This window comes from Enterobacter sp. SA187 (assembly GCF_001888805.2).
Lineage (GTDB): Bacteria > Pseudomonadota > Gammaproteobacteria > Enterobacterales > Enterobacteriaceae > Enterobacter_D.
Genome location: NZ_CP019113.1, coordinates 52,514 through 69,272 on the forward strand (window position 1 = coordinate 52,514; position 16,759 = coordinate 69,272).

18 protein-coding genes are annotated in these 16,759 nt (G+C 55.0%); 13 read left to right on the forward strand and 5 right to left on the reverse strand.

What is annotated here, in order from left to right; genetic code table 11:
* Positions 1 to 6 precede the first annotated feature (6 nt).
* From BMF08_RS21110 to BMF08_RS00285, 4 genes are all read right to left on the reverse strand, one after another.
* A complete protein-coding gene (locus BMF08_RS21110) occupies positions 7 to 363 on the reverse strand; it encodes a hypothetical protein (RefSeq protein ID WP_158684864.1) in 357 nt (118 codons plus the stop codon).
* Positions 360 to 923, reverse strand: a complete 564-nt coding sequence (locus tag BMF08_RS00275; protein ID WP_072570059.1) for a type IV secretion protein Rhs — start codon at positions 921 to 923, stop codon at positions 360 to 362. The genes BMF08_RS21110 and BMF08_RS00275 overlap by 4 nt, the downstream gene beginning before the upstream one ends.
* A gap of 372 nt (positions 924 to 1,295) precedes the next feature.
* Entirely contained in the window at positions 1,296 to 1,412 is a 117-nt protein-coding gene (locus BMF08_RS21430) for an IS1-like element transposase (RefSeq protein WP_083580966.1), read from the reverse strand.
* A 206-nt stretch (positions 1,413 to 1,618) separates the two neighbouring features.
* The gene (locus BMF08_RS00285; protein WP_072570058.1) at positions 1,619 to 1,963 is read right to left on the reverse strand and encodes a DUF2002 family protein; all 345 of its coding nucleotides are present in this window, start codon (positions 1,961 to 1,963) and stop codon (positions 1,619 to 1,621) included.
* A gap of 161 nt (positions 1,964 to 2,124) precedes the next feature.
* Here BMF08_RS00285 and BMF08_RS00290 point away from each other — a divergent pair, with 161 nt between their 5' ends.
* Complete coding sequence (locus tag BMF08_RS00290) at positions 2,125 to 2,451, forward strand: DUF883 domain-containing protein (RefSeq protein WP_072570057.1); 327 nt, start codon at positions 2,125 to 2,127, stop codon at positions 2,449 to 2,451.
* On the opposite strand, the gene pdxR is transcribed toward BMF08_RS00290, so the two are convergent.
* On the reverse strand, positions 2,448 to 3,818 hold the full coding sequence (gene pdxR, locus BMF08_RS00295; RefSeq protein WP_072570056.1) for a MocR-like pyridoxine biosynthesis transcription factor PdxR: 1,371 nt from the start codon (positions 3,816 to 3,818) through the stop codon (positions 2,448 to 2,450). The two genes, BMF08_RS00290 and pdxR, sit on opposite strands and share 4 nt — an antisense overlap.
* 87 nt (positions 3,819 to 3,905) lie before the next feature.
* Between pdxR and BMF08_RS00300 the strand changes: the two genes are divergently transcribed.
* The 12 genes from BMF08_RS00300 to emrB all read left to right on the forward strand — a co-directional run bounded on the left by BMF08_RS00300 (position 3,906) and on the right by emrB (position 16,738).
* A complete protein-coding gene (locus BMF08_RS00300) occupies positions 3,906 to 4,337 on the forward strand; it encodes a carboxymuconolactone decarboxylase family protein (protein WP_072570055.1) in 432 nt (143 codons plus the stop codon).
* A gap of 166 nt (positions 4,338 to 4,503) precedes the next feature.
* The gene (gene nrdH, locus BMF08_RS00305) at positions 4,504 to 4,764 is read left to right on the forward strand and encodes a glutaredoxin-like protein NrdH (RefSeq protein ID WP_318364519.1); all 261 of its coding nucleotides are present in this window, start codon (positions 4,504 to 4,506) and stop codon (positions 4,762 to 4,764) included.
* The gene (nrdI, locus tag BMF08_RS00310; protein WP_072570053.1) at positions 4,761 to 5,171 is read left to right on the forward strand and encodes a class Ib ribonucleoside-diphosphate reductase assembly flavoprotein NrdI; all 411 of its coding nucleotides are present in this window, start codon (positions 4,761 to 4,763) and stop codon (positions 5,169 to 5,171) included. Before nrdH ends, nrdI begins: the two co-directional genes overlap by 4 nt.
* Entirely contained in the window at positions 5,144 to 7,288 is a 2,145-nt protein-coding gene (nrdE, locus tag BMF08_RS00315) for a class 1b ribonucleoside-diphosphate reductase subunit alpha (RefSeq protein WP_072570052.1), read from the forward strand. The genes nrdI and nrdE overlap by 28 nt, the downstream gene beginning before the upstream one ends.
* A gap of 10 nt (positions 7,289 to 7,298) precedes the next feature.
* Entirely contained in the window at positions 7,299 to 8,261 is a 963-nt protein-coding gene (nrdF, locus tag BMF08_RS00320) for a class 1b ribonucleoside-diphosphate reductase subunit beta (RefSeq protein ID WP_072570051.1), read from the forward strand.
* 355 nt (positions 8,262 to 8,616) lie between these two features.
* Entirely contained in the window at positions 8,617 to 9,819 is a 1,203-nt protein-coding gene (gene proV / locus BMF08_RS00330; RefSeq protein ID WP_072570050.1) for a glycine betaine/L-proline ABC transporter ATP-binding protein ProV, read from the forward strand.
* Positions 9,812 to 10,873, forward strand: a complete 1,062-nt coding sequence (gene proW / locus BMF08_RS00335; RefSeq protein WP_072570049.1) for a glycine betaine/L-proline ABC transporter permease ProW — start codon at positions 9,812 to 9,814, stop codon at positions 10,871 to 10,873. The genes proV and proW overlap by 8 nt, the downstream gene beginning before the upstream one ends.
* 62 nt (positions 10,874 to 10,935) lie before the next feature.
* A complete protein-coding gene (proX, locus tag BMF08_RS00340; RefSeq protein WP_072570048.1) occupies positions 10,936 to 11,931 on the forward strand; it encodes a glycine betaine/L-proline ABC transporter substrate-binding protein ProX in 996 nt (331 codons plus the stop codon).
* A gap of 139 nt (positions 11,932 to 12,070) precedes the next feature.
* Positions 12,071 to 13,261 (forward strand): MFS transporter, encoded by a 1,191-nt coding sequence (locus tag BMF08_RS00345; RefSeq protein WP_072570047.1) that lies wholly within the window; start codon positions 12,071 to 12,073, stop codon positions 13,259 to 13,261.
* A 98-nt stretch (positions 13,262 to 13,359) separates the two neighbouring features.
* Positions 13,360 to 13,890, forward strand: coding sequence for a transcriptional repressor MprA (gene mprA, locus BMF08_RS00350; protein ID WP_072570046.1), 531 nt, complete (start codon positions 13,360 to 13,362; stop codon positions 13,888 to 13,890).
* A 123-nt stretch (positions 13,891 to 14,013) separates the two neighbouring features.
* Complete coding sequence (gene emrA / locus BMF08_RS00355; RefSeq protein WP_072570045.1) at positions 14,014 to 15,186, forward strand: multidrug efflux MFS transporter periplasmic adaptor subunit EmrA; 1,173 nt, start codon at positions 14,014 to 14,016, stop codon at positions 15,184 to 15,186.
* A 16-nt stretch (positions 15,187 to 15,202) separates the two neighbouring features.
* Positions 15,203 to 16,738 (forward strand): multidrug efflux MFS transporter permease subunit EmrB, encoded by a 1,536-nt coding sequence (gene emrB / locus BMF08_RS00360; protein ID WP_072570044.1) that lies wholly within the window; start codon positions 15,203 to 15,205, stop codon positions 16,736 to 16,738.
* Positions 16,739 to 16,759 lie beyond the last annotated feature (21 nt).

Here is a 16,759-nt window from a genome sequence, read left to right on the forward strand (position 1 = left end):
TCCTTATTAATTGGAGTAGGCCTTTGTGTACACGACAGGAGAATCATCAGTAATAAATGGAACCGTGTAATTAACATCATCTAATTCGTAGTAAAGCGTATACTCCATATAGGAATCAAGATTTAATTTAAAACAGTATGGCGTTCGTGCATTTACTGTTTCTGAAACCACCAAATCTCTCTCGGCATAATGATTATCAAGTGTTCTTGCGTCTAAAGCATATCCTGAAAGGTTTTTCCCACCCGATGAAGATATACAAATAGAACTTCTATTGATAGAGGCATCACCGGGATGCAGGGCAATTTGATGCTCCCAGCAACATGCTGAAAGCATGAAAGAAAATAGCAGCAATAAACTTTTCAATTTGGAAACCTTCCCATTATTCTTTCGTATTCAGATAAGAGTTTACATGCAGGGATTTTAGGATTGTAATCAAGTAAATTATGAGCTGATTTACGAGAAAATCCGAAGTGCTTTAAAAGCCAGTAATCAGATACAATACTGGCTTGCTGTTCCATTGAGTAATCAGAAAGACGGTATTTATCTAGCTTGTAGTGATAGTCAGTTATACCTGAAATCAGACCTCGCATAATAACATTCATACCTCGCTCTTTTTGCCATACATGCATAAGCTCATGCATAAAAATATGTTTTAAAGATAAATCTGATCTAGAAAAATCATCCTTATAAAGCTCTTGTTCAAACCATATCTCCCCGGTCGGCGTCATTGCCGTGTGGTTTTCCTGCATATCAAAAGGCAAAAAACTGCCGTGGTGGATCCAGACTTTTTCATAATGGATGCTATGGCCATATAATTGCTGGGCTAAATGTATTTCTCCTGCACGCATGACGCGCAAGCCGTTCCTTTGTATATGCGGGAACGCTACAGGAGAAAAGTTTAGAGGGTGAAATTTAACTGTCATAAATATAAATTCCCTTTTGCATTCATCTCGTGAATATATTTAAATATAAATCAAACAATAAAATACGCTTAACAGCGTTTCGAAACTTGCTTAAAATCACATTTAATAAAGAAGGGGGTTAATTTTGGAAGTAACCAATGAATGACTCAATAGAACGAGCGGCAAATACTCATCCAACGCTAAAATCTCTGCACACAGGCCCCACTATTAACAGGAATGAAACAAAAAAACACCGAAGTGTAGTTTGCTCCGGTACAAATTTGTAAGACCTTCAATTAGTGGAACATCTATTTTTTTGAGTGAAGGCACCCTTGATGTTTTCAAAGAGGTACACAGAGCAGGACATACAGATTATTTTACTGGTTAGACACTTTATTTGAATACGTGATACGTAATGATAATGATGCTGATTTTCAGCACCCTTGCGATATCTCGAACGCCAGCGACGTTGAAAGCCATGTCGGTAATAGTTTCCTTAACACCGCACATTCTGGTCTCATAGGTATAGTAAACACTTTCCCCCGATGTTATTTATGGCATCGAAAGCGGTACAATCTCCACGATTTTTTCTATGAGGGTGAGACAAAGCTGACCACCAGCGTTAACGATCAATTGCGATAGTGGTCACTGCATTATCTTAAAGGTTCGTGTTTTCCTGAGTCTTCACCTTATTGGAAGCATGAAAAGAAAACGCATTATGCCGATTCGCCAAACAGCCCTGACAGAAAACGCTCCAGCGCCATCCGCGAACTGAATCCGTGGGGAATGCCGTAATGCTCCTGCGCATCGCCGCCCAGGTAGAGCGGGAAATGCTGATAGTGATCGCACATTTTGATCTCCGAGGCGGGCTCCGCAAGGGACAAACTGCGCTCTTTAAGCGTGGGATGAATAATTAAGGCGGTACGTCCCATTCGCGCTTCGCGATTTACGTACACATAATTATCGCCGCGACGGTAACCGTAGGTTTTATTCGTAGCGACATCCATCGTAAATCCCGCTTTCTCAAGAACGCGTGCCACCTCATCGGGTCGTAAATACATATTTTTTCCTCGTCATCATTTACTGCATCGCAACCTTACAGTAATGAGCATTAGCAGCGCTTTCGGAAAAGTCCATAAAGGGCGGCATATCTCGCGATCCGCTTCAAGGGTGGATTTTGTGCGCTACACTGATCATGACAACGAAAACAAGGGAGGATCATATGTTTAGCAGACCGAACCGCAGAGATGTTGATCAAGGCGTTCAGGATATCAATGATGATGTCAGCCGTTTAGCGGACAGCCTGGAAAGCGTACTTAAGTCCTGGGGCAGTGACGTGAAGGATGATGCCGATGGCGCACGTCGTAAAGCACAGGCGCTGTTAAAAGAAACCCGTGCAAAACTGCAGGGCCGTACCCGTGTGAAACAGGCAGCCTGCGATGTAGTGGGTTGCGCGGATACGTTCGTTAAAGAAAAACCATGGTCCAGCGTAGGTGCTGCGGCAGCGGTCGGGATTTTCCTCGGCGCGCTCCTGAGCATGCGTCGCTAGTCCATTGCTGCCCCGTGAGTTGCGCTCGCGGGGCGTATTGCCTTGCTGAGTTTTTCCGCCAGCTGTTCCGCCATTTCCGCCGATGAAATATTAGTAAAACAGAGCAGAAGCCCCCTTCTGTCGCCCCCCGCTATCTGCCATGCGCTTAATGCCTGCACCGCCAGCCCGGCCTGATTTGCCCGTGCCGCCAGTTGCTTATCGTCATCCGTAACCGCGATCACCAGCTGAATGCCGCCCTGCTGCGCCGCCACGTCAAAACCCTGCTGCTTAAGCGCCCTTTCCAGCCATTCACGCCGCCGGGCATAATGCTGACGCATGTTTTTCAGGTGCCGCCAGAAATGACCCTGCGAGATAAAATCCGCCAGCGTCAGTTGAACCAGCCCTGGCACCGTACAGGGATACATCGCCGCCTGGCGACGGAAAGCGGCTACGTGCGGCGCAGGCACCACGATCCAGCCGGTACGGATCGCCGGAAACAGCGATTTACTGAAGGTCCCGGCGTAGATCACCCGCTGCGGGGCGTCGAGGCTTTTCAGCGGCGGCAGCGGTTTGCCGTGATAGCGAAACTCACTGTCATAATCGTCTTCGATGATCCACGCCTCACGGTGCGCCGCCCAGTCCAGCAACTGCCGACGGCGCGGCAACGAGAGCGCCACGCCGAGCGGGCTCTGATGCGCTGGCGTCAGCAACACGAAACGCGCCTGCGGATGTAATGCCCGGGCGGCGTCGATATTCATGCCGTTCTCATCGACCGGCACCGGCAACAGCCTGACCTGCTCACGGGCGATCACCGGGCGGATCAGCCGAAAGCCCGGATCTTCCACCCACATGCCGTCGCCGGCAGCGGCGAGCGTGCGCAGGATCAGCGTCATCGACATCGCGTAGCTGGCGGTGATAAATATCTGCCCGGGGGTACAGTCAATACTGCGGGAAAAACGCAGGTAATCGACGATAGCCTGGCGTAACAGCCGCTCTCCCGCCACGTCGCCCGGCCCCAGATCAAAGCGCGTCTGGGTGCGCAGCCGCCGCCCCATCAGTCGCCCCCAGAGCGCGCGCGGAAAGAGATCGAGTGCGGGCAACCCCATCTGAAACGGCTGCGGAATGTTATCTGTCCCCTCCGTCAGGGACGCCGCGGGTAAAGCGCTGCCCGGCGTCACGGTGTCGCTGACAAAACTTCCCGCCTGCCCGCGCCGCTCAATCCAGCCCTGCGCCACCAGCTCGGCATAAGCGTGCTCTACGGTGGCGCGCGACACGCCGTTTTCCCGGGCGAAGGTACGGCTCGACGGTAGCCGGGCGCCGGGAGCAAGCTCGCCGGAAGCGATGGAAGATTTCAGAAGACGGGCAATTTGCTGGTATCGGGCGTCCATTATGGTCTGCTTTTTTAGTTAAAATATGGCTCTCTGGTGCAGACCATTATAGTGCTACCTTCTCGCCATCTAAACGAGGAGATGACCATGACTGATTTACGCCTGCCCTATTCCGAACTCAGCCCGGAGGCATATAACGGCCTCATTCAGACCAGCCAGGCACTGGAGCGCAGCGCTACCGACAAACCGCTGCTGGAGCTGGTTTATTTACGTGTGTCGCAGATCAACGGCTGCGCGTTTTGTCTGGAGATGCACAGCAAAGCGCTGCGTAAAACCGGCACCGACCAGAGCAAACTTGATGCACTGGCAGGCTGGCATATCAGCCCGCATTTCAGCGCGAAGGAAAAAGCCGCGCTGGGCTGGGCGGAGTCGCTGACGCACATCTCCACGACCCATGCGGGGGATGATGTTTATCAGCCCATGCTGGAACATTTTAGCGCTCAGGAAATCAGCGATCTGACCTTCGCCATCAGCCTGATGAATGCCTTTAACCGTCTCGCCATCGCTATGCGCATGTAATTTAGCGACAAAAATCCCTTCCCCGCTGAGTTCTTCAGCGGGATGAAATTGATCTAAAAATTCCTGGATATTGTGTGGTTGATAATCTTTATAACTACATCTAGTATTTCCTTAAGCAAGTGACACACAACCCGGCGCGATTTTTCGCGTCGTCCCGCTATCTTAGATGGAAATACGAATCATGCGCATTACTATTTACACTCGAAATGACTGTGTGCAGTGCCATGCGACAAAACGCGCCATGGAAAGCCGTGGCGTGGCGTTCGATTTGGTGAATGTGGACCTGGTGCCGGAGGCGGCAGATGAACTGCGCGCGCTGGGATTCCGCCAGTTGCCGGTAGTGATCGCCGGTGACACCCGCTGGTCCGGCTTTCGCCCCGATATGATTAACCGTCTGGGCAGCGCCCCCCGCGTCGCCAGCGCATGAGCACCCTCGTCTACTTCTCCAGCAGCTCGGAGAATACGCACCGCTTTATCACCCGCCTGGGACTGCCCGCTGTGCGTATTCCCCTGGATGAGCGTGAGCGGATCCAGGTAGACGAGCCCTATATCCTGGTGGTGCCGAGCTACGGCGGCGGCGGAACCGCAGGCGCGGTGCCGCGTCAGGTGATCCGCTTTTTAAACGATGCGCATAACCGGGCCTTGATCCGCGGCGTGATCGCCGCCGGTAACCGCAATTTTGGCGAGGCTTATGGCCGTGCGGGGGATGTCATCGCGCAAAAATGCAGCGTGCCGCATCTGTACCGTTTTGAGCTGATGGGTACGCCGCGTGACATCATAAATGTGCGAAAAGGAGTGAGCGAATTTTGGCAACGACAACCGCAGAACGCGTAATGCAGGCCTCCACGGACTATCACGCGCTGAACGCCATGCTGAATCTGTACGATAAAGCGGGCCGCATCCAGTTTGAAAAAGATCATCAGGCGGTGGACGCGTTCTATACCGCCCACGTGCTGCCTAACACTGTGACCTTTGCGGATCAGAACAGCCGCCTGGATTATCTGGTTGCAGAGGGCTATTACGATGACAGCGTACTGGCGCGCTACGATCGCGCCTTCGTGATCGGCCTGTTTGAGACGGCGCACGCCAGCGGTTTTCGTTTCCAGACTTTCCTTGGCGCCTGGAAGTATTACACCAGCTACACGCTGAAAACCTTCGACGGCAAACGCTATCTGGAACACTTTGAGGATCGGGTGGTGATGGTGGCGCTGACGCTGGCGCAGGGTGATGAGCAACTCGCGCAGCAGTTGACGCAGGAGATCCTCGCCGGACGCTTCCAGCCCGCAACGCCGACTTTTCTCAACTGCGGCAAAATGCAGCGCGGTGAGCTGGTCTCCTGCTTCCTGCTGCGTATCGAAGACAATATGGAGTCGATTGGCCGGGCGGTGAATTCCGCGCTCCAGCTCTCCAAACGCGGCGGCGGCGTGGCGTTTTTGCTCTCTAACCTGCGGGAAGCAGGCGCGCCCATTAAGCGCATTGAAAACCAGTCCTCCGGCGTTATTCCGGTGATGAAAATGCTGGAAGATGCGTTCTCTTATGCCAATCAGCTTGGCGCGCGCCAGGGCGCGGGGGCGGTCTATCTGCACGCCCATCACCCGGATATTCTGCGTTTTCTGGATACCAAACGGGAAAACGCCGACGAAAAAATTCGTATTAAAACCCTTTCCCTAGGCGTGGTGATCCCGGATATCACCTTCCAGCTGGCGAAAGACAATGCGCAGATGGCGCTGTTTTCTCCCTATGACGTAGCGCGTATTTACGGCAAGCCGTTCGGGGATGTGGCGATCAGCGAGCACTACCATGAGATGGTGGCCGACGATCGTATTCGTAAAACGTACATCAACGCGCGCGATTTTTTCCAGCTGCTGGCGGAGATCCAATTCGAGTCCGGTTACCCGTACATCATGTATGAAGACACGGTTAACCGCGCCAACCCGATTGCCGGGCGCATCAACATGAGCAATCTGTGCTCGGAGATTTTGCAGGTCAACAGCGCGTCGGAATACGATGAAAACCTGGATTACGCGCAGACCGGGCGGGATATCTCCTGCAATCTGGGCTCGCTTAACATCGCCCATACCATGGACTCCCCTGATTTTGGCCGCACGGTGGAAACGGCGGTGCGCGGTCTGACGGCGGTGTCGGACATGAGCCATATCCGCTCGGTGCCATCCATTGAAAACGGCAATGCCGCATCCCACGCCATCGGCCTCGGGCAGATGAACCTGCACGGTTATCTGGCGCGGGAAGGCATACTCTATGGCAGCGAAGAAGGCATTGATTTCACCAATCTCTATTTTTACACCATCACCTGGCACGCGCTGCATACCTCAATGATGATCGCCCGCGAGCGTGGCCAGCGTTTTGCCGGATTTGAGCGCTCCCGCTACGCCAGCGGCGAATACTTCACGCCCTATCTGGAAGAAGAGTGGCAGCCGAAAACCGAAAAAGTGCGCACACTCTTTGCCCGCGCGGGCATTGTGCTGCCGACGCGCGCCATGTGGCAGCAGTTGCGCGACGATGTGATGCGCCACGGTATCTACAATCAAAATTTGCAGGCGGTGCCGCCGACCGGATCGATCTCCTATATCAACCATGCCACCTCCAGCATTCACCCGATTGTGTCGAAAATCGAGATCCGCAAAGAGGGTAAAACCGGGCGCGTGTACTACCCTGCCCCCTTTATGACCAATGACAATCTGGCGATGTATCAGGATGCCTACGAGATCGGGCCGGAAAAAATTATTGATACCTACGCCGCCGCCACGCGCCATGTCGATCAGGGGCTGTCGCTGACGCTGTTCTTCCCGGATACCGCCACCACGCGCGACATCAATCGCGCACAGATTTATGCGTGGAAGAAAGGCATCAAGACGCTGTATTACATCCGCCTGCGCCAGCTGGCGCTGGAAGGCACCGAAATTGAAGGCTGCGTGTCATGCGCGCTGTAAGGAGAAAAGGATGAGCCGTTTATCCCGCGTCAGTGCGGTTAACTGGAACAAGATCCAGGACGATAAAGATCTGGAAGTGTGGAACCGCCTGACCAGCAATTTCTGGCTGCCGGAGAAAGTGCCGTTGTCTAACGACATTCCCGCCTGGCAGACGCTGAACCAGGCCGAGCAGCAGCTTACCATCCGCGTGTTTACCGGCCTGACGCTGCTCGATACCATCCAGAATACCGTGGGCGCGCCGGCGCTGATGGCGGATGCGCTGACGCCCCATGAAGAGGCGGTGTTGTCGAACGTCAGCTTTATGGAGGCGGTACATGCCCGCTCTTACAGCTCGATTTTCTCGACGCTGTGTCAGACCAAAGATGTCGATGCCGCCTATGCCTGGAGCGAGGAAAACGCGCCGCTGCAACGCAAAGCACAGCTGATCCTCGAGCAGTACGCCGCCGATGCGCCGCTGAAGAAGAAAATCGCCAGCGTCTTTCTGGAATCCTTCCTGTTTTATTCCGGCTTCTGGCTGCCGATGTATTTTTCCAGCCGCGGCAAGCTGACCAATACCGCCGATCTTATCCGGCTGATTATCCGTGACGAAGCGGTACACGGTTATTACATCGGTTATAAATACCAGAAGGGCCTCGAAAAAGTCGACGAAACAGAGCGCGAGTCGTTAAAGCTTTTTGCGCTGGATCTGCTGATGGATCTCTACGACAACGAGCTGGCCTATACCGCGGATTTATACGGCGGCACCGGCCTTGAAGCGGATGTGCAGGCTTTTCTTTGTTACAACGCTAACAAGGCGCTGATGAACCTCGGCTATGAAGCATTGTTCCCGCCGGAAATGGCTGATGTGAATCCGGCGATCCTTGCGGCGCTGTCGCCCAACGGCGATGAAAACCATGACTTTTTCTCCGGTTCAGGCTCGTCTTATGTGATGGGTAAAGCGGTGGAAACCACCGACGAAGACTGGGATTTTTAATCCTCTCCTCTCCGGGAAATATTTCCGTATTTCCCGGATGGATATTTCATAATATTTCCGTTTTCATCACACGAATATTTCCCTGTGAACTACACTGCTCCCAACTAATTCCTTTCACCTGAAGCTTCCCGTTTCAGGTACCATTTCACGTGCTTTTCAAAAAAAATATCACTTTGTAAGACTCGCTCTCAGCCCTTATATCATGGGAAATGCCGCCAGATGCGCTTCGGCAATTTCCGTGCCAGCTGGCATTTGAGGGTTGTCACAGAATCTGAGTATGTTAGGGTATAGCCCGCTCATTATTTCCATCAGGAACTGTATTGATATAAATAAATAACGGGAACTCATTTATTGCATGGCAATTAAACTCGAAATTAAAAATCTCTATAAAATATTTGGTGAGCATCCACAGCGAGCTTTCAAATATATCGAAAAAGGATTTTCGAAAGAACAGATACTGGAAAAAACAGGGCTATCGCTTGGCGTCATTGACGCCAGTCTGGCCATTGAAGAAGGCGAGATTTTCGTCATCATGGGATTATCTGGTTCAGGTAAATCGACCATGGTTCGCCTTCTCAATCGCCTGATTGAACCCACCCGCGGGCAGGTGCTGATTGACGGCGAAGACATCGCCAAAATATCAGACGCCGCACTCCGCGAGGTGCGCAGGAAAAAGATCGCGATGGTCTTCCAGTCATTTGCGCTGATGCCGCATATGACGGTACTGGATAATACCGCCTTCGGTATGGAATTAGCGGGCGTGCCCGCCGCTGAACGCCAGACCAAAGCGCTGGACGCGTTGCGTCAGGTGGGGCTGGAAAATTATGCCCATTCGTATCCGGATGAACTCTCTGGCGGTATGCGTCAGCGTGTCGGTCTGGCGCGCGCATTAGCCATTAATCCTGATATTTTATTAATGGACGAGGCCTTCTCAGCGCTCGATCCGCTTATCCGCACGGAAATGCAGGATGAGCTGGTAAAATTACAGGCGAAACATCAGCGTACCATTGTCTTTATTTCCCACGATCTGGATGAAGCCATGCGTATCGGCGATCGCATTGCCATTATGCAAAATGGCAAAGTGGTGCAGGTCGGTACGCCCGATGAAATTCTCAATAATCCGGCCAATGATTATGTCCGCACCTTCTTCCGCGGCGTGGATATTAGTCAGGTGTTCAGCGCCAAAGATATTGCCCGTCGTACTCAGGCGGGTCTGATCCGTAAAACGCCTGGTTTCGGCCCGCGCTCGGCGCTGAAATTATTGCAGGATGAAGATCGTGATTACGGTTACGTCATCGAGCGCGGAAATAAATTTGTCGGCATTGTCTCTGTTGATTCCCTGAAAACGGCGCTGAGCCAGAATCTGGGTATCGATGCGGCGTTACTGGAGTCCCCCGCTGCGGTGGAAGCCGAAACGCCGCTCAGCGAACTGCTCTCCCTTGTCGGACAGGCGCCCTGCGCCGTACCGGTAGTGGGTGAGGAGCAACAGTATATGGGCAGCATCTCCAAAGGTGCGCTGCTCAGGGCTTTAGATCGCGATGGGGTGAACAATGGCTGATCAATCTAATCCGTGGGGCAGCGAACCGGCTGCCGACAGCGCCGCACAGTCCGCAGATGCATGGGGCAGCCCGTCAGGGGCGCCAGCCGATGGCGGCGGTACAGACTGGCTTTCCAGCGCGCCGCCTGCGCCGGAGCATTTCAATATTATGGATCCCTTCCATAAGTCGCTGATCCCACTCGACAGCTGGGTGACGCAGGGTATCGACTGGGTGGTGGTGCATTTCCGCCCGCTGTTCCAGGGCATTCGCGTGCCGGTGGATTATATCCTCAGCGCCTTCCAGCAATTGCTGCTGGGTATGCCTGCGCCGGTGGCGATTGTTATTTTCGCGCTGATCGCCTGGCAGATGTCGAGCCTCAGCATGGGCGTGGCGACGCTGATTTCATTAGTTGCCATCGGCGCTATCGGCGCCTGGTCGCAGGCGATGATCACCCTGGCGCTGGTGCTGACCGCGCTGCTGTTCTGCATGATCATCGGCCTGCCGCTGGGGATCTGGCTGGCGCGCAGTCAGCGGGCGGCGAAGATCATTCGCCCGCTGCTGGACGCCATGCAGACCACACCGGCGTTCGTGTATCTGGTGCCTATCGTCATGCTGTTCGGTATCGGTAACGTGCCCGGCGTGGTGGTGACCATTATCTTCGCCCTGCCGCCGATTGTGCGTCTGACAATCCTCGGCATTAACCAGGTACCGGCGGATCTGATCGAAGCTTCGCGCTCTTTCGGCGCCAGCCCGCGGCAGATGCTGTTCAAAGTTCAGCTACCGCTGGCGATGCCCACCATTATGGCGGGCGTGAACCAGACGCTGATGCTGGCCCTTTCCATGGTGGTGATCGCCTCGATGATCGCCGTTGGCGGGTTGGGTCAGATGGTGCTGCGCGGTATCGGTCGTCTTGATATGGGCCTGGCCACCGTCGGCGGCGTCGGGATCGTCATCCTCGCCATTATTCTTGACCGTCTGACCCAGGCCGTGGGTCGCGACTCCCGCAGTCGTGGCAACCGCCGCTGGTATCAGACCGGCCCGCTGGGTCTGCTGACCCGTCCGTTCAGTAAGTGATCCTGTTGCCCGGCGGCGCTACGCCTGCCGGGCCTGACTAATGTTTAGCTTGAGGAACAACGATGCGACAGAATGTAATCATTGCCACAGCGTTTGCCAGCCTTATCTCCACCAGCGCTTTCGCCGCCGATCTGCCGGGTAAAGGCATTACCGTACAACCGATCCAGAGCACCATCTCCGAAGAAAGCTTCCAGACGCAGCTGGTCAGCCGCGCGCTGGAAAAGCTCGGCTACACCGTGAATAAGCCGAGCGAAGTGGATTACAACGTTGGCTATACCTCCATTGCCTCCGGTGATGCCACCTTTACCGCCGTTAACTGGCAGCCGCTGCATGACGATATGTATGCCGCAGCGGGCGGCGATAAGAAGTTTTACCGCGAAGGGGTGTTTGTTACCGGCGCGGCCCAGGGTTATCTGATCGACAAAAAAACCGCTGAAAAATATCACATCACCAATATTGAACAGCTGAAAGATCCGAAGATCGCGAAGCTGTTCGACAGCAATGGCGACGGTAAAGCCGACATGATGGGCTGCACGCCAGGCTGGGGCTGCGAGGCGGTGATCAACCACCAGAACGAGGCCTATAAGCTGGCGGATACCGTGACCGTGAACCACGGTAACTACTCGGCGATGATGGCGGATACCATTGCACGCTTTAAAGAAGGTAAGCCGGTGCTCTATTACACCTGGACGCCGTACTGGGTGAGCGACGTGCTGAAACCGGGTAAAGACGTGGTGTGGTTGCAGGTGCCGTTCTCCTCCCTGCCGGGCGAGCAGAAAAATATTGATACTAAACTGCCGAACGGCATGAACTACGGCTTCCCGGTTAACACGATGCACATTGTGGCGAACAAAGCCTGGGCGGAAAAAAACCCGGCGGCGGCGAAGCTGTTCTCGGTGATGAAACTGCCGCTGGCTGACATTAACGCGCAGAACGCGATGATGCATGCCGGTAAAGCCTCAGAAGCCGATATTAACGGTCATGTCGATGGCTGGATCAAAGCCCACCAGCAGCAGTTTGACGGCTGGGTGAAAGAAGCGCTGGCAGCGCAGAAGTAATATTCAGGTACCCCTCTCCTGCTGTGAGAGGGGCATCTTTAACCGCACGTTCGGACACGTAACAATTCCCCAACAATCCCCCAATTCGTTATCATTGAATTCTGGCAAGAAAACCACTCAACTAACGACTTCAATAATAATGAAAAATTCCACCCACACCCTCAGCCCGGCTCTGATCGTGCTGATGTCCGTCGCGACCGGTCTCGCCGTCGCCAGCAACTACTATGCGCAACCGCTGCTTGATACCATCGCCCGCGCCTTTTCCCTCACCCCCAACCAGGCCGGATTTATCGTCACCGCCGCGCAGCTCGGCTATGCGGTCGGCCTGATGTTTCTGGTGCCGCTCGGCGATATGTTTGAACGCCGGACGCTGATTGTGCTGATGACGCTGCTCTCCACCTGCGGCCTGCTGATCACCGCCACCAGCCATTCGGCGTGGATGATGATCTTCGGCACAGCGCTGACCGGGCTGTTCTCGGTGGTGGCGCAGATCCTGGTGCCGCTGGCCGCCACCCTCGCCTCGCCGGAAAAGCGCGGCAAAGTGGTCGGCACTATCATGAGCGGGTTGCTGCTGGGCATTCTGCTGGCGCGTACCGTTTCCGGCCTGCTGGCGGGAGTTGGCGGCTGGCGCACCGTCTACTGGGCGGCGAGCGCGTTAATGCTGGTCATGGCGCTGGCGCTGTGGCGCGGGCTGCCGAAAGTGAAGCAGGATAATCATCTCAACTACTTTCAGCTTCTCGGCTCGATATTTTCTCTGTTCACCCGCGATTCGCTGCTGCGTACCCGCGCGGTGCTCGGCTGTCTGACCTTCGCCAATTTCAGCATTCTCTGGACCTCAATGGCGTTTCTGCTGGCCGCGCCGCCGTTTAATTACTCCGAAGGCGTGATCGGTTTGTTTGGCCTGGCCGGGGCGGCGGGCGCGCTGGGCGCGCGGCCTGCCGGCGGCATGGCGGATAAAGGCAAGGCGCATATCACCACCACCACCGGTTTACTGTTGCTGCTGCTCTCCTGGGTGGCGATCTGGTTTGGTCATACTTCTGCCATTGCGTTGATCATCGGTATCCTGGTGCTGGATCTGACCGTGCAGGGCGTGCATATCACCAACCAGACAGTGATCTATCTGGTGAAGCCGGACGCGCGTAACCGTCTGACGGCGGGCTATATGACCAGCTACTTTATCGGCGGCGCGGCAGGCTCGCTGATTTCTGCATCAGCCTGGCAGCATGCGGGCTGGGCGGGCGTCTGTGTGGCAGGCAGCGTGATGGCGCTGTTGAATCTGCTGGTCTGGTGGCTCGGCTACCATCGCCAGGATCGGCTTCAGCCCGGCTGAAACTATTCTTAAAACTAATCACTCAAGGAAAATAATACATTTACATTATTTGTCACCGCCGTTACTATATCGGCTGTAATTAATGAGGTCATATTGAGATGGAAAGTTCGTTCACGCCCATTGAGCAAATGCTGAAGTTCCGTGCCAGTCGTTATGAAGATTTTCCGTTTCAGGAAATTCTGCTGACGCGTTTGTGTATGCATATGCAGGGCAAACTGCTGGATAACCGCAACAAAATGCTGAAAGCGCAGGGGATCAACGAAACGTTGTTCATGGCGTTAATTACCCTTGAGTCGCAGGAAAATCATAGCATTCAGCCTTCCGAGCTGAGCTGTGCGCTGGGTTCGTCGCGCACCAATGCCACCCGTATTGCCGATGAACTGGAAAAACGCGGCTGGATCGAACGCCGTGAGAGCGACAACGACCGTCGTTGTCTGCATCTGCAATTGACCGAAAAAGGTCACGAATTTTTGCGTCAGGTTTTACCCCCGCAGCATAACTGTCTGCACCTGCTCTGGTCTTCTCTGAGCCCCGCCGAGAAAGAACAGCTTGAGCAAATCACCCGTAAGCTACTGAACCGCCTCGACCAGATGGACGAAGAAGACGTCATTCTTGAGGCGCTGCGCTAACGCGACGATTAGCTCTGACATCCTGATTAAATAAGAAATCCGCCAGGCCAGCATTTTTAATGCTGGCTTTTTGGTGAACAGGTCGGCGTTGCCGAATATATAAAAAGATCGTGGAGAACACACATGAGCGCAAATGCGGAGACTCAAACCCCGCAGCAACCGGTCAGGAAGAAAGGCAAACGTAAAGGTGCCCTGCTTCTTCTGACCTTGCTCTTTATTATTATTGCTGTGGCATACGGGATTTACTGGTTCATGGTACTGCGTCACGTCGAAGAAACCGACGATGCGTATGTGGCTGGCAACCAGGTGCAGATTATGGCGCAGGTGTCGGGGAGCGTGACGAAAGTCTGGCATGACAACACCGATTATGTGAAACAGGGCGACGTGCTGGTCACCCTTGATCCGACGGATGCCCAGCAGGCATTTGAAAAAGCGCAGACGCAGCTGGCTTCCAGCGTGCGTCAGACCCGCCAGCTGATGATCAACAGCCGTCAGTATCAGGCTAACATCGAAGTGAAAAAAACCGCCCTCGCCCAGGCGCAGAGCGATTTGAATCGTCGTGTACCGCTGGGCAGCGCCAACCTGATTGGCCGTGAAGAGCTGCAACACTCCCGTGATGCGGTCGCCAGCGCGCAGGCGCAGCTTGATGTGGCGGTGCAGCAATATAACGCCAACCAGGCGATGATCCTCGGCACCCGCCTTGAAGATCAGCCGGCGGTGCAACAGGCCGCCACTGAAGTGCGTAACGCCTGGCTTGCGCTGCAACGTACCAAAATCGTCAGCCCGATTTCCGGCTATGTTTCCCGCCGTGCCGTGCAGCCTGGCGCGCAAATCAGCCCGACCACCGCGCTGATGGCTGTGGTACCGGCAACCGGTCTGTGGGTGGACGCGAACTTTAAAGAGACGCAGCTGGCGCATATGCGTATTGGCCAGACGGCGACGGTGATCAGCGATTTCTACGGCGATGAGGTGAAGTACACCGGTAAAGTGGTCGGTCTGGATATGGGCACCGGCAGCGCCTTCTCGCTGCTGCCCGCGCAAAACGCCACCGGCAACTGGATCAAAGTGGTTCAGCGTCTGCCGGTACGTATTGAGCTGGATGCGAAACAGCTCGCCGATCACCCGCTGCGCATTGGTCTTTCTTCGCTGGTGACGGTGGATACCACCAACCGCGACGGCCAGGTGCTGGCAAGCCAGGCGCGCAGTACGCCAGCGTATGAAAGTAATGCGCGGGAAATCAGCCTGGAGCCGGTGAATACCCTGATCAATAACATCGTTCAGGCCAACGCGGGTTAATCCTGAGGTGAGTGCTATGCAGCAGCGTAAACCGCTGGAGGGCGCGCAGCTGGTCATCATGACCATTGCGCTGTCCCTTGCGACCTTCATGCAGGTGCTGGACTCCACCATTGCGAACGTGGCGATCCCGACCATCGCCGGTAACCTGGGCGCGTCACTGAGCCAGGGCACCTGGGTCATCACCTCGTTTGGCGTGGCGAATGCCATCTCCATCCCGATCACCGGCTGGCTGGCGAAACGCGTCGGCGAGGTGCGACTCTTTTTATGGTCCACCGTCGCCTTTGCCATCGCCTCCTGGGCGTGCGGGGTGTCGAGCAGCCTGAACATGCTGATTTTCTTCCGCGTGATCCAGGGTATTGTCGCAGGTCCCCTTATCCCGCTGTCGCAGAGTCTGTTACTGAGCAACTACCCGCCCGCCAAACGTTCGGTGGCGCTGGCGCTCTGGTCGATGACGGTGATTGTCGCACCGATTTGCGGGCCGATCCTCGGCGGCTATATCAGCGATAACTATCACTGGGGCTGGATCTTCTTCATCAACGTGCCTATTGGTCTGGTGGTGGTGCTGATGGCGGCGCAGGCGCTGCGCGGACGCGAAACCCGTACCGAGCAGCGGCGCATTGACGGCGTCGGGCTGGCATTGCTGATCGTCGGCATCGGCAGTTTGCAGGTGATGCTCGATCAGGGTAAAGAGCTGGACTGGTTCAACTCCACCGAAATTATCGTGCTGACGGTGGTTGCGGTGGTCTCCCTCTCCTTCCTGATTGTCTGGGAGCTGACGGATGACCATCCGATTGTCGATCTTTCGCTGTTCAAGTCGCGCAACTTTACCATCGGCTGTTTGTGTATCAGCCTTGCCTATATGCTCTACTTCGGCGCTATTGTGTTGCTGCCGCAGCTGTTGCAGGAGGTATACGGCTACACGGCAACCTGGGCGGGGCTGGCGTCCGCGCCGGTCGGCATTATCCCGGTGATCCTGTCGCCGATTATCGGCCGCTTTGCTCATAAGCTGGATATGCGTCGTCTGGTGACCTTCAGCTTCATTATGTATGCGGTGTGCTTCTACTGGCGCGCCTATACCTTTGAGCCGGGCATGGACTTTGGCGCGTCCGCGTGGCCGCAGTTTATTCAGGGCTTCGCCGTCGCCTGCTTCTTTATGCCGCTGACGACCATTACGCTCTCCGGTCTGCCGCCTGAACGACTGGCGGCGGCGTCGAGTCTGTCGAACTTTACGCGCACGCTGGCAGGCTCGATTGGTACGTCGATTACCACGACGCTATGGACCAGCCGTGAGTCGATGCATCATGCGCAGCTGACCGAGTCGGTGAATCCTTATAACGCGAATACTGAGCAAATCTACGGGCAGCTTGAGGGAATGGGCATGTCGCAGCAGCAGGCGTCCGGGTGGATCGCCCAGCAGATCACCAATCAGGGGCTGATCATTTCGGCCAATGAGATTTTCTGGATCTCCGCCGGGATCTTCCTTCTGCTGCTGGGGCTGGTGTGGTTCGCCAGACCGCCGTTCGGCGCGGGTGGTGGTGGCGGCGCGCATTGATATTGTGTCGTTTTGCCCGGC